General features: G+C 61.6%; 9 protein-coding genes. 6 read left to right on the forward strand and 3 right to left on the reverse strand.

What is annotated here, in order from left to right:
• Positions 1–142: 142 nt before the first annotated feature.
• Complete coding sequence (locus tag SH809_05455) at positions 143–358, forward strand: hypothetical protein (protein ID MDZ4699135.1); 216 nt, start codon at positions 143–145, stop codon at positions 356–358.
• Between the two features lie 162 nt (positions 359–520).
• Here SH809_05455 and SH809_05460 read toward each other — a convergent pair whose 3' ends face one another.
• The 3 genes from SH809_05460 to SH809_05470 all read right to left on the reverse strand — a co-directional run bounded on the left by SH809_05460 (position 521) and on the right by SH809_05470 (position 4,175).
• Positions 521–1,360, reverse strand: a complete 840-nt coding sequence (locus SH809_05460; GenBank protein MDZ4699136.1) for a methylated-DNA--[protein]-cysteine S-methyltransferase — start codon at positions 1,358–1,360, stop codon at positions 521–523.
• An 84-nt stretch (positions 1,361–1,444) separates the two neighbouring features.
• Positions 1,445–2,788, reverse strand: a complete 1,344-nt coding sequence (locus SH809_05465) for an ATP-binding protein (GenBank protein MDZ4699137.1) — start codon at positions 2,786–2,788, stop codon at positions 1,445–1,447.
• A 7-nt stretch (positions 2,789–2,795) separates the two neighbouring features.
• Entirely contained in the window at positions 2,796–4,175 is a 1,380-nt protein-coding gene (locus tag SH809_05470) for a sigma-54 dependent transcriptional regulator (protein ID MDZ4699138.1), read from the reverse strand.
• A gap of 250 nt (positions 4,176–4,425) precedes the next feature.
• On the opposite strand from SH809_05470, the gene SH809_05475 reads away from it, so the two are divergent.
• The 5 genes from SH809_05475 (at position 4,426) to SH809_05495 (ending at position 14,177) form a co-directional block, all read left to right on the forward strand.
• Positions 4,426–5,784, forward strand: a complete 1,359-nt coding sequence (locus SH809_05475) for a hypothetical protein (protein ID MDZ4699139.1) — start codon at positions 4,426–4,428, stop codon at positions 5,782–5,784.
• A gap of 97 nt (positions 5,785–5,881) precedes the next feature.
• Positions 5,882–6,580 (forward strand): ABC transporter ATP-binding protein, encoded by a 699-nt coding sequence (locus SH809_05480; protein ID MDZ4699140.1) that lies wholly within the window; start codon positions 5,882–5,884, stop codon positions 6,578–6,580.
• 62 nt (positions 6,581–6,642) lie between these two features.
• Positions 6,643–9,075 (forward strand): ABC transporter permease, encoded by a 2,433-nt coding sequence (locus SH809_05485; GenBank protein ID MDZ4699141.1) that lies wholly within the window; start codon positions 6,643–6,645, stop codon positions 9,073–9,075.
• A 72-nt stretch (positions 9,076–9,147) separates the two neighbouring features.
• Entirely contained in the window at positions 9,148–11,520 is a 2,373-nt protein-coding gene (locus SH809_05490; protein MDZ4699142.1) for an ABC transporter permease, read from the forward strand.
• 230 nt (positions 11,521–11,750) lie between these two features.
• Positions 11,751–14,177, forward strand: coding sequence for an ABC transporter permease (locus SH809_05495; protein ID MDZ4699143.1), 2,427 nt, complete (start codon positions 11,751–11,753; stop codon positions 14,175–14,177).
• The last annotated feature ends 40 nt before the right edge of the window (positions 14,178–14,217 follow it).

Genomic DNA, 14,217 nt, shown 5'->3' on the forward strand with positions numbered 1-14,217 from the left:
GGATAATGGAGTGCCAGGCAGTAAGATTTTCCCCCTATGCGGCTCGAATGATACCAGTGTAAAGATGATTTGATGTAGCACCTGCAAGCACAAAGTATACGGTGAAATAGAACACCATGATTGCCAATAAAAGGTGATTCACATGAGTGACAAATTCGAATTCCACTGGGGAGATACTGTGCGCGTTCGACTCGCTCCCGAAGAATCCTGCAAAACCGAACAGCTGGCCTCAATTTGTGGTATCAGGGAGGACGGTGGTCTGATCATGTATCTTGTAGAATTCTCTGATGGATCGACCTTTGAATTGCCGGAAGAAAGGCTCATGAAGTTCGATGAAAACTCCTTAAAAAACTGTTGAGATTTGCGTATTGCATAAGGAGCAAGTCATCCCCGCGCAGGCGGGGACCCAGGAAAATGCCTGTCTGATGGCTGGATCCCCGCCTGCGCGGGGATGACAATGCATTGGGCTGTGGAAATCCCAACAGTTTCTAAAGGATAGCAGCCCTTTTCGTGGCCTGGATTAATCGGGGCTCTGCACAGGCTTCATAGCCGCCTCAAACCCCACCATCGCCTTCTTGCGCGCACTCCCCCAGTGGTACTGCCCGAAGTGGCCGGACTTTCGGATGACCCGATGGCAGGGGATTAAATAGCCGATGGGATTTTTCGCGACGGCGCTCGCCACGGCGCGGGTGGCCGCAGGCCGGCCCAGCGCATGCGCCAGTTCCTCGTACGACACCACCTGCCCTGGCTGGACCCGCAGCAGGGCCTGCCAGACCTGCACCTGGAAGTTGGTGCCACCCAGCAATAGACGAAGCGGGGCGCCATTCGCTGTCGTCTCACCAAAGATGCGGTCCACTAACGCCCCGGTTTCCGCCGGCGCCTCCACCAACACGGCACCAGGCCACCGTGCGGCTAGCTCGGCTACGGGCTCGGGTCCGGGCGGATTGAACGCCATATGGCAGATGCCCCGCTCCGTCAGCCCGATGAAGCACCACCCGAACCGGGTCTCGTGAAACCCGTACCGGATGACGACGCCGGCACCCTGCTGCTTGAACTCACCGGGCGTGACCGCCTCGACGGTGACAAACAGATCGTGTAGCCGGCCCGGGCCGGATAGCCCGCTGTCCAGCGCGGCTTCGAGCACCGAGGCCGACTCGCTCAGGCGCTCCTTGGCGTATCCCAGCGTGAGGTACTGCAAAAACTGCTTCGGCGTCACGCCGGCCCAGCGTTTAAACAGCCGCTCGAAGTGAAACGGGCTCAGGTGGACGTACTCCGCGATGTCGTCCAGGCGGGGCTGGTCGTTCACGTGGTCTTCTAGAAAGCGAATGGCGCGCTCGATGCGCTCGTAGTCGGTCGTCATGGTCGTCTTGATCTGGTTGGAAACTACACCAGAATACGCTGCCGGCACCGGTGGATCGACCCGAATCTTGCGCACTTCATGCGCTCAAAAGCGAAGCGTAAACGTCGTCCGTAGGTCCGGCTCCGAGACGACGCTCAGAGCGCCGCCGTGCTGCCGCATGATCTGGCGCGACAGGCTGAGTCCGATACCGGAGCCCTCTTTTTTGGTGGTGTAAAATGGGATAAAGATCCGGTCGACGGCTTCCGGCGGGATACCTGGCCCGTTGTCACGTACCTGGATGACCGTTCGACCGCGCGCCGACATCCGAGCGATGAGGGCGATGCGCGCATCCGGCCGCCCTCGCAACGCCTCGATGGCATTTTTGATGAGGTTGATCAGCACCTGCTCGATCAACTCGGGGTCCGCCGTGACATCCAGTTCCACCGGATCGATGGAGATCTCCAACGCGATACGAGCCTCTTCGAGCGACGTGCGGAACAGGTGTTCGATCGCTCCAAACAACTTATGGATCGGGAAAATACCGAGGTTCGGCCGGGGAATGCGAGTCAGGCTCCGATAGGCATTGACGAAGTGGAGCAGATGCTGGCTGCGCCGCGCGATGGTCTGCATCGCCATGTGTACATCGTCGAGCGTTTCCCGGGCTTCGTCGGCCGGACCGTTCGGCGCCAGGTCCCTCAATAGATCGTTCGCCGTGTCCGCCATCGAGGCGATCGGTGTGATCGAATTCATGATCTCGTGGGTAAGGACGCTGACGAGCTTTTGCCACGACTGAATTTCTTTCTCCTCGAGTTCGGCCTGGATATCCTGGATCGACACGAGGGTGTAGAGCTGGCCGTGCAGGCGGAATTCCGTCGCATACATGACCAACTCCAGCAGTTCGTCTCCATCGACAACCTTGACGAGGGCTTTGTCGCCGGCGTGCATCCCGAGTAGCGTTTCCACCAGTTCGACGCTGAAATCGCCCAGCGCCCGCACATTTTTCAGATACGGTACACGCAGCAATCGTTTCGCCGCGTTGTTGATCAGACCGATGCTCCCCTGCTGCTGGAAGGCGAGGAGGCCGATACCGATGTGCTGAATGACCGTGTTCAGGTACAACACGTGCTCCTCCTTCTCCGCGCGCGCCTTTCGGAAGTCCTCCATGACGGCGGTGAACGCCTGTCCGAGCTCGCTGAACGATCCCCCCAATCCTGCGGCGTGGAAGGCCTGCGAGAAGTCTGAATATCGGATGGCGAGCAGCAGCCGGCTCAACTCGCGGTTCGTGCGGTCGACGAACCGGATGAGCGAAATGAGTTGTCCTCCTGTCAACACGGCAGCTACCCCGCCCAGCAGCAAGGACGCATACGTCAGCGCGCCGTAGATGCCGGCGAGTATTGTGCAGGCGAGCATTATCACGCGCAAGGCGCACTGGATGCGGAAGCCTTTCATGGAGCGATCATAACCGATATTTCTCCAGCCGGCGGTAGAGGGCGGCACGTGTCAGGCCCAGTTCCTTTGCTGCCTTGCTGATGTTGCCCTCGTGTTTGTCTAGCGCTTTACGGATTACGGTGCGCTCGACCTCCTCGAGATTGTACGCGTCGAACACGAGCCCCTCCGCGTCGGGCTTGCGCGTCCCCGCGAAGAAAAAATCCTCCCGCTGCAAGGTGTTCGATTCCGTCATGATCACCGCTCGCTCGATCATGTGCTCCAACTCGCGGACGTTGCCCGGCATGTGGTACGCCTTCAACTGTGCGATAGCCGCCGCCGCCAGAGCATGCACGGGCCGGCCGTATTTTCGGGCAAAACGCTGCAGGAAGTGGTTGGCCAGAGGCTCGATGTCCTCCGGGCGCTCGCGCAGGGGGGGGAGGTGGATTTCGACCGTGTTGAAACGGTAGAGGAGATCCTGCCGGAAAGTCCCCGCATCCACCATCTCGTACAGCGGCATGTTCGTCGCACAGATGAGCCGGACGTCAATGGGAACAGGTTTATTGGATCCGATACGGACGATCTCGCGCTGCTGGAGCGACGTGAGCAGCTTCGATTGCTTGGCGAGCGACAGGTTGCCGATTTCGTCGAGGAACAGCGTCCCCTTCGAAGCCATCTCGAAACGCCCCATGCGGTCCTCCCGGGCGTCGGTGAACGCGCCGCGGACATGGCCGAACAGCTCGCTCTCGAAGAGCGTGTCCGCCACGGCGCCCATGTCCACGCCCACAAAGGGGTGCTCCGCGCGCAGGGAGTGTCGGTGGAGGGCGCGGGCAACGAGCTCTTTGCCCGTTCCGTTTTCCCCCAGAATGAGCACACTCGCATCCGTGTCGGCTACTTTGTCGATCTGCTCGAACACGCGTTGCATGGCCGGCGACTCCCCTACAAAGTCCTGGTAGCGCTGGTCCATGTCGGACATCAGCTGACGCCGGGTGTCGCGCAGCATGCCGGCCTCGGCCCTTGACGAGCGCAGCCGACGCGCTGCCGTCAACGTCGCGAGCAACTTCTCGTTTTGCCACGGTTTGAGCACAAAATCCGTGGCGCCGGCTTTGATCGCGTTTACCGCCATCTCCACATCCCCGAACGCGGTGATGAGCACGACCACGGCCGCCGGGTCGATCGCGAGAATCTTATCCAACCAGAAAAAACCCTCCCGGCCGCTCGCGACATCGCGCGTGAAGTTCATGTCCAGCAGAATGATGTCGTACGTTTCATTCTGCAGCAACTCGGGGATGCGCTCGGGCCGGTTTTCGGTATGGACGCGGCGCGCATGTTTCTTCAATAACAGGCGCGCGGCCTGCAAGACGTCTGCGTCGTCGTCCACGATCAATAGGCTGCCAAAGTCACTCATCATAGGAAATTAGACGGGGGGATGAGGCGCGGGGAAGGCGACGATCTCCAAACATCGTTCCAGGGCCCAATATAGGCGCCACAAGCATTTTACCTGCGGCAAGTGTTCGGATTCGGACACCGAATGGTACGCCGGCGAACACCTCTTCGTGCAAGAGCAGGATCCGGATGGATACTTAAACTATATGAAATAAACGACTTAGTGTGAATGGCACTCATCTTGACATACGATCCTCTACAAAACCAAGCGACCTATGAGCGAAGCCCCTGATTCCAAACCCGATATCTCCGTCCTTTTGCGCCCTGCCTCACACCAGAGCGGCGAGGGCGCCGGCCGGCGCATGGGCGGCGGCGAAGGCATGGACCGTCAGCTGGCGCGAACCTTCTGGACCCGGAGCCGGCTGTTTCAATTCGTGGGAGGCGCCCTGGTGATCGCCCTGATCGCGTATGCGTTGTGGTCGACGACCGGCGGTCGGAAGTTGAATGTGGATCGCGAGCGGCTCACGATTTCAACCGTCTCGTTTGAGCCCTTCCAGGAACGGATTTCGATCACGGGCAACGTGTTGCCCCGCACGACGGTCTACCTGGACGCCGTCGAGGGCGGGCGGATCGAGGAGATCTACGTCCAGGAGGGTGCGATGGTAGAAGATGACGAGCCCATCCTCCGGCTCTCGAACAGCACGTTGCAACTGAGCCTGTTGAACACGGAGTCCCAGCGCCTGGAGCAGATCAGCCAGCTGGAACAGACGCGGTTCCAGATCGAGGAGGGCAACCTGACCCGCCGGCAGCAGCTGACGGACATGGATTACAACGTCCTGCGCCTGCGTCGCGACCTGGAGCGTAACCAGGAGCTGTTCGAGAAGCATGTGATCTCCGAGCGGGAGTTTCAGACGGTGAAGGACGAATACGAGTACTGGGAGCGCCGTCGCGATCTGACGCAGCAGTCATTTCGACAGGATTCGCTCCGGCAGGCGCTGCAGGTCCAGCGCATGGTCATCGCCGTGGATCGCATGGACGCCAACTTTCAGGTGATGCAAGAGCAGCTGGAAAACCTCACCGTTCGTGCGCCGCTCGCCGGCCAGCTGACGGCCCTCAACGCCGAACTCGGCGAGATGAAAGGCGCTGGCTTCCGGTTTGGCCAGGTGGACGTGCTCGACGGCTTCAAGGTCCGCGCCGGCATCGACGAGTACTACATCAACCGCGTCATTCGAGGTCAGCGCGCCACGACACAGCCTATCGCCGGCATCGAGTACGCGATGGAGACGACCCGCGTCTACCCCGAGGTGCGCGAGGGACGGTTCGAGGTGGACCTCACCTTCGTGGGCGAAACTCCGCCCGACATCCGTCGCGGGCAAACGATTCGGCTGGGTCTTGAGATGAGCGATCTGGGCGAGGCGATCACCGTGGCCCGGGGCGGCTTCTACCAGTCGACCGGAGGCAACTGGGTGTACGTCGTCGATCCGTCCGGCGACTTCGCGGTGAAACGGCCCGTCCGCCTCGGCCGGCAGAATCCACTGGTGTACGAAGTCCTGGAAGGGCTCGAGGCCGGCGAGCAGGTCGTCACTTCGTCGTATGAAACCTTCGGCGATGTCGATCGCCTCGTTCTTCGCTAGGCACAACTCCACACGCCTTGCAGGGCACTGGCCTGGCATCGCCCAATGCACCAACGTTCAACGCGAATACGTTCAACCCACCAACAGTATTAACGGTATGATCAAAGCCACCAACCTCAAGAAGGCGTACGTGACGGAGGAGGTCGAGACTACGGCCCTCAACAACGTCAACATGGAAATTAAAGAGGGCGAGTTCATCTCGATCATGGGCCCCTCGGGCTGCGGGAAATCGACCCTCTTGAACATCCTCGGGTTGCTGGACAGCCCGTCGGAGGGCTCGTATACCTTCCTCGGGCACGAGACCGCCAACATGTCCGAGCGCCAGCGCGCCGGCCTACGCAAGGGCAACATCGGCTTCGTGTTCCAGAGCTTCAATCTGATCGACGAACTGACGGTGTACGAAAACGTCGAGCTGCCCCTGTTGTATCTGGGGATGTCGACCTCGGAGCGGGAGCAGCGGGTGACGGCGTCGCTGGATCGGGTGCAGATCACCCACCGGAAGGGCCACTTTCCCCAACAGCTTTCGGGTGGACAACAGCAGCGCGTGGCCATCGCGCGGGCTGTCGTGGCCTCGCCGAAGCTGATCCTCGCGGACGAGCCGACGGGTAACTTGGACTCGACCCACGGCGAGGAGGTGATGGCGCTGCTCACCCAACTCAATGAAGCCGGCACCACCATCGCCATGGTGACGCACTCGCCGGCAGACGCGGAATACAGCCATCGGATCGTCCACTTGTTCGACGGACACATCGTCACGGAGAACTTCTTGAAGCAACGCTACATCGCGCCGGCGTGATGGGTGCTGGCGGGCGCGGCGCGGACAGGCGCCCCTCCTCCGCCCTTTAAAAACCAACCGTTATGCTCAAAAGCTACCTCACCATCGCCCTGCGTAACCTACGCCGGCATAAAAGCTACGCGTTTATCAATATCTTCGGTCTCGCGGTCGGGCTGGCGGCGTGTTGCCTGATCTTGCTGTACGTCCGCGACGAGTTGCTATTCGAATCGATGCACAAGCGGGCGGACCGGATCTACCGCGTGCATCTGGAAGGCGCCCTCGCCGGCCAGACCTTTAACTCGGCCACCACGTCGGCCCCGATGGCAGCGGCGTTGCGACAGGACTACCCGGAGGTCGAGTCCGCCGCCAGGATCTGGGGCACAGGGCGTGTCCTGCTGCGTAGCGGTGACCGCTCGTTTTACGAGGAGGACTTTTTCTGGGCGGATTCGACGGTTTTTGAGGTCTTTTCTTTTCACTTCTTGCAGGGGAATGCCCGTACTGCCCTCAACCGACCCGATGGTTTAGTCATCACTGAATCTACCGCACGTCGCTATTTCGGTGAGGCGGATCCCTTGGGAAAGACGCTGACGCTGGACAACCAGCTCGACCTCACGGTGACGGGGGTGATTTCGGATATGCCGGACAACACCCACTTCCAGTTCGACATGCTGGGCGCGCTCCTCAGCCAGGACCGCAGCCGAAGCCCGGAGTGGATCGGCAATTCGTTTTATACCTACGTGCTCCTGCGAGAAGGGCATGCCGGCGACGTGTTGGAGGCCAAATTCCCGGATCTGGTGCGCACCTACGCCGGCCCGCAGCTTCAACAGGCGACCGGGCAGAGTTACGAGGCACTCCTCACTTCGGGCGTCCGCTACGGCTTTTATCTCATGCCCCTGCGCGACATCCACCTGCACTCGAAGGCCGAAAACGACTTCGCGGTCAACGGCGATATCCAGTACGTGTATATCCTGCTCGCGGTGGCCGTTTTTATCGTGCTCATCGCCTGCATCAACTTCATGAACCTTTCGACGGCTCGATCGGCGAATCGGGCCCGGGAGGTGGGGCTGCGTAAGGTGTTGGGGTCGGATCGCCGGCGCCTGGTGCAGCAGTTTCTTGGCGAGTCGGTCCTGATGGCGATCGTGGCCATGGTGATCGCCCTCGCCCTCATGGTGGCGTTGTTGCCGGTAATGAATACGCTGTCCGGGAAGTCGCTCTCGCTCGACCTCTTCCGCGATCCCGCGATCGCGCTCGGGTTGCTGGGTGTCGCCCTCACGGCCGGATTGCTGGCCGGGCTTTATCCCGCCGTCGTGCTTTCGTCGTTTCGCCCGATAGAAATCCTGAAGGGCCAGTTCACCACCGGCGCACGTGGACTGTGGATGCGACGTGTGCTGGTGGTCACCCAGTTCGCAATTTCGATGATGTTGCTGGTGGGCACCGGCGTGATGTACAACCAGTTGCGGTTCATGCAAGAGCGCGACCTCGGGTTTCGCGGGGCGCAGGCGGTGGTGCTTCCCATCGAAACCGAGGCTATGCGCCGGCACTACCCGGCGTTGAGTGATGCGTTGCAGGCCCATCCAGGCGTGGAACACGTCGCCGCGGGCAATGGAGTCCCTGGACGGTTTATGAACGACACCGTGTTTCGTCCGGAGGGCGGGACCAACGAGGACCTTAAAAACCTGAAGGTAGCCTCGATCAGCGACACGTACATCGAGACCCTCGGGCTGGAGATGGCCGCCGGCAGGCCTTTTTCGAGCGACGTGACGTCGGACTCCACCCAGGCGTTTCTGCTCAACGAAACCGGGGCCCGGTTATTCGGGTGGTCGCCCGAGGAGGCCGTCGGCAAGAAGGTGGCCTGGGTATCCCGAAACGACGATGGGACGGATGAGATGCGGACGGTCGTAGGCGTCGTGCGCGACTTTCACCTGGAGTCGATGCAGCTGGAAATCAAAGGGATGATCTTTTATCCCGGACCGCAGGCGTTCACGAATGTCGTCGTGCGCGTCCGCCCGGGGGACATGCCGGCGACCCTCGCGTTCCTGGAATCGACCTGGACGACGTACGAGCCGGGGTTTCCTTTTCGCTATTTCTTTCTCGACGAAGACTTCGGCCGGCTCTTCGAGCGCGAGCGCCGGCTGGGCCAGATGTTCACCGGCTTCACCGCGCTGGCCATCCTGATCGCCTGCCTCGGATTATTCGGACTCGCGTCGTTCATCACCCAGCAGCGCACCAAGGAGATCGGCGTGCGCAAGGTGCTCGGGGCGAGCGTACCGGTCATCCTCCTGATGTTGTCGAGGGAGTTCACGCGGATGGTCCTCTGGGCGTGTGTCCTCGCGTTCCCGGTCGCCTGGTTTGTGATGGATCGCTGGATGGACGGGTTCGCCTACCGCACCGAACTCGGCTGGGGCGTGTTCGCCCTGGCCGGCCTCGCCACCCTGCTCATTGCCTGGCTTACGGTGGGGTATCAATCCATCAAAGCCGCCCTCGCCGACCCGGTGAAAAGCCTCCGCTACGAATGACCCAAACACCGTAAAGACGCCATACATGGCGTCTCCTCACAGCCGACCGTGCGCTCCTAAGACAGCACCGCCATGCTCAAAAACTACCTCAAGATCGCCCTCCGCACCATGCGGCAGCAGAAGCTCTACAGCGGACTCAACATCCTGGGTCTGGCGCTCGGCATCGGCTGTTTCCTGCTGATCGCCTCGTTTATTCGATACGAGCTGAGTTACGACCGCTTCCACCCGGGTGCGGACCGGGTCTTCCGCATCGTCGAACGGCAACCGAACAATGTGTTCATGGGCAGCGATATGTTCGCCGTCACGCCGGCTCCGCTCGCCCGCACCCTCGAGGCCGACTTTCCCCAGGTGGCACACGCCACCGCCCTCTCCTCGATCAGTGTGCTGATCGGCATCGGGGACGCGCACTTCTTTGAGCAGGGCATCTGGGCGGATTCGAGTTTCTTCGATGTCATGCCGTTCCCGCTTGAGCGGGGCGATGTTTCCACGGTGCTCCGCTCTCCAGATGGCATGGCCATTTCGGCGACCCTCGCGAAGCGGATGTTCGGAGAGGCAGACCCCATCGGGCAGGTCGTCGAGGTGCAATATTGGGCCGGCACGTTGCCGCTCCGGGTCGACGCCGTCGTGGCCGACGTACCGGACAACGCCCACTTTACGTTCGATTTTATCCTCCCCATCATGGCCAACTCGGATTATGCGAGCAGCCTGGCTTACTGGACGAACAACTCGTGGTATACCTACTTCCGGGTGCGCGAAGGCGCCGATCAGGACGCGCTGCAGGCCACCATGCCCGACTTTGTGTTGCGGCACGTGGGCGCGGAAGAGGCCGGCAATTACGAGTACATCGTCGAGCCGATGACCGATATCCACCTGCATTCCGATGTCAACTTCGACCTCGGGGCCCCCGGCGACATCCGCTACGTGTACCTCTTCGGAGCGATCGGTATCGTGATTCTGCTGCTGGCCGGCATCAACTACATGAATCTGGCCATCGCGCGGTCGATCAAACGGGCCAAGGAAGTCGGGTTGCGCCAGTCGATCGGAGCCCATCGCACACAAATCATCGTCCAATTCATCAGCGAATCGGTGTTGATGGCGTTTTTCGCGCTCGGCCTGGGCGTCTTGCTGGCCTGGTTCAGCACGCCGGTCTTCGCCACGCTCATCGACCGTCCTGTCATGCTGGCCTGGGAGGAGCCATTGCTCTACCCGCTACTCGCGATCCTCGTCCTGGCAGTTGGTCTACTCTCCGGCAGTTATCCCGCGCTCTACATGTCCCGGTTGCGGCCTATCCAATCGCTCAAGGGTGTGCTTGCCGGAGGGACGGATCGCTCTGTGGTGCAACGTGGGCTGATCATTTTCCAGTACACGGCATCCATCGTATTGATCGCCGGCAGCCTCATCATCTATCGCCAGCTCGATTACATCCAGCAAAAGGCGCTCGGGTATACCCGCGAACACATCGTCACCGTCCCGATTCGTGATTCGGCCTTGCGACAGGAAGCCGATGTGTTGGAGGCTGCCTTCGGTCGTCATCCGGATGTGGTCGGGGTGACCGCCGTCAGTTCGTTGCCGACGAACATCGGCTCGTCCAACGGGGTGAGCTCCTGGGAAGGGCGTGAAGGGGATCGAACCCTGTCGGTCTACCAGGCGAATGTCGGGTACGACTTCTTTGAGGTATTCGACATCCCTATCGTCGCCGGCCGGCCGTTTACGCCGGAATTTACATCCGACTCGCTCGAAGCCGTCATCCTGAACGAGACGGCCGTCGCGGCGCTGGGATGGACGCCGGATACGGCTGTCGGGAAACGGTTCATGGAAACTGGGCACGTGGTAGGGGTGATGAAAGACTTCCACCTCCACTCGCTCCATCTCCCGATCGCGCCGATGATGGTTCGGATGAGTGGCAACTGGTACAATCACCTGGCCATCCGCATCTCTGGAAATAACATACCGGCCAGCCTCGCCTTTATTACCGAGACGATGGATGGCTTCACGGATTACCCGGTCGAATACGCGTTCCTCGACGAGGTTTTCGACGACCTCTATACATCCGAACGCCGGCTCGGCCAGGCCTTCGGCTATTTCACCTTTCTGGCGCTGCTGATCGCCTCGCTGGGACTCTTTGGCCTCGCGGCGTACGCCTCCGAGCGGCGGTCCAAGGAGATCGGGATCCGCAAAGTCCTCGGCGCCTCGGTGGCGGACCTCGTGGCGCTTCTTTCTCGGGAGTTCCTGGTGCTGGTCATCGCCGCCCTGGTGATCGCCATTCCCGTGGCCTACTTCGGCGTCCGTCGCTGGCTGGATGGCTTTGCGTATCGGGTGGATCTGGGGGCGGATGTGTTCCTCATCGCCGGCGCGCTGGCGGTGGTCGTCGCCCTGGTGGCCGTCGCCTACCAGGCCCTCCGCGCCGCCCTCGCCGACCCCGTCCGCAGCCTCCGCTACGAATAACCCGAGCCGTAAAGACGCCATACCTGGCGTCTCCCCGCCATACCTGGCGTCTCCCCGCCATACCTGGCGTCTCCCCGCCATACCTGTCGTCTGGCCATACCTGGCGTCTGGCCATACCTGGCGTCTGGCCATACCTGGCGTCTGGCCATACCTGGCGTCGGGCCATACCTGGCGTCGGGCCATACCTGGCGTCGGGCCATACCTGGCGTCTCTATACCCGTCTCCCCCATATGCTAAAAAACTACCTCACCCTCGCCCTACGCACCCTCTGGCGCGACAAAGGCTACGCCGGCATCAATATCGTCGGCCTCAGCGTCGGGATCGCCTGCAGCGTCCTGATCTTCCTCTTCGTCCGCTCCGAATGGAGCTACGACCGCTTCCACACCCACGCCGACCGCCTCCATCGCGCCTGGGTCCGCGAGGCCTACGACGGGGGGCAGACGTACTTCAACAGCGTCACCCCGCTCCCCCTCGGACCAACGCTGGCAGCCACCTACCCGGAGGTGGAGGCGTTCACCCGCGTGGTCGCCTTCGAAAACCTGGTGCAGTACGAGGACGACCGCTTCATGGAATCGATCCGACTCGTAGATCGGCACTTTTTCGACCTGTTTGATTTCGAAGGGATCGCCGGCGATCCCCGCACGGCGCTTTCCGGGCAAAACGGGGCGGTGCTCACGGAGGACGCCGCCAGTCGGATCTTCGGTACGCCTGAGGTGATCGGGAATACGGTCTCTATCCGCGTCGGCGACGAGGCCTTCGAGGCGTTTGTGGTCCAGGCCGTCGTGGCGAATCCGCCGGCTACCAGCAGCATCCAGTTTGATGTCTTGCTGCCCTTCGAAGTCGGCGACGGCCGAATCTGGCCGCCTCGTGCGCATCAGGCCTGGTTTAACGTCGTACCCGAAACGTACATCCTCCTGCGCCCCGGGGTCGACGCCGCGTCCCTCGAAGCCAAATTTCCGGCCATGATCGCCTCGGCGCTCGGCGACCAGGTGTCCCCGGGCCAGTATACCATCGGTCTTCAGTCGATGACGGATATCCATCTCAATCCCGCGATCCCACAGGGCATCGCTCTCGTCAGCGATCCGGGGTATTCGTATCTCCTCGCGGCCATTGCATCCTTGATCCTGGTGATCGCCTGCATCAACTTCACCATCCTGGCCATCGGACGATCGGCCGGCCGGGCGACGGAGGTGGGGATTCGCAAGGCCGTAGGAGCCAGCCGGCCCCAACTCATGCGGCAGTTCTGGGGCGAGACGCTGGTGCTCACGGCCCTTACGTTGATCGGCGGGTTCGGACTTGCGTCCCTTGCCCTACCCCTGTTCAACGAACTCGCCGGCCAGCAATTGACGTTGACGCTTGACGGCACGATTGTGATGGCGGCGCTGGCCCTCTTCCTGGGTGTCGGTTTGCTGTCAGGGGCGTATCCGGCCTTTGTTATGTCCGACTATCGGCCCATTCAGGTGCTGAAGGGAGCCGTCATCGCCGGCCGGCGCGGCAGTTGGTTGCGAAGGAGCCTTATCGCCGTCCAGTTTGTGGTCTCAATTGCCCTGATCGCCGGCACGCTGGTCATCCGGTCCCAACTGGACTACATTCGAAACCGCGACCTCGGTTTCGAGCGGGAGCAGGTGGTGATCGTGGACACCGGCGTGTCACCCGAGCAGGGCCTGCCGATCGTGGAACGGTTGCGGAACGAACTCGCCGGCGATCCAGGAGTCGCCGCGGTCGGTAGCGCGCGGTTCGTGATGGGCGGCGGCTCGTGGCTCCGCGCTGGCTACCGGGCCAACGACGGCTCGTTTCGGGAGTTTAACCTCAACGTGGTCGACCCGGCCTATGTCGAAGCGATGGGGATGGAGATGGTCGCCGGCCGCAATTTCTCGGATGAAATCCCGTCCGATCACCAACAGGGGATCATTGTGAACGAGGCCTTCGTGGCCGCCTACGGGTGGACGGACCCGCTGAATGCCCAACTCTCCGGGGATTTCGGGCCGCATCGAATCGTGGGCGTCGTGCGGGATTTTAACTACGCCTCGCTCCACACGGAAGTGATGCCGCTGGCTCTCGTCCAGGACCCCACCGCGATACTTCAGGGAGTGTCCGATCAGAACGCCGGCCAGTCGGACTCCCCAAAACTCGCCATCCGCCTCCGTGCGGGGGAAGTTCGCGACGCCATCGGCCGGCTCGAAGCGGCATGGAAAGCCGTGGCGCCCGAGCAGGAGTTCGCCTATACGTTTCTGGATCAGGCGCTCGAGAGCCAGTACCGGCAGGAGCAGGAACTGGGCCGGATGGTCGGCATGGCGTCAGGCCTGGCCGTATTTATCGCCTGCCTCGGTCTGTTCGGACTCGCCACGCTCACCGTGGCGAGGCGGACTAAGGAGATCGGAATCCGCAAAGTGCTCGGCGCCTCGTCGCCGCACCTCGTGATGCTCATCGCCAGCGAGTTCGTTATCCTGATCGGGTTTGCGTTCCTGATCGCCACGCCGGCGGCCTGGGTAGCCATGCAGCGCTGGTTGGATGGATTTGCGTACCGGATCGATCTGTCGCTCGCCCTGTTCGTCGGCGCGGGCGTGCTGGTTCTGCTGGTCGCCCTCGCCACCGTAAGCCTTCAGGCCATCCGCGCCGCGCTGGCGGACCCGGTGGATAGTTTGCGATATGAATGATTGCGGTACCCACCTGGAGACGCAACATGTTGCGTCTCCA

It is taken from the genome of Rhodothermales bacterium, from assembly GCA_034439735.1.
In the GTDB taxonomy this organism is placed as follows: domain Bacteria; phylum Bacteroidota; class Rhodothermia; order Rhodothermales; family JAHQVL01; genus JAWKNW01.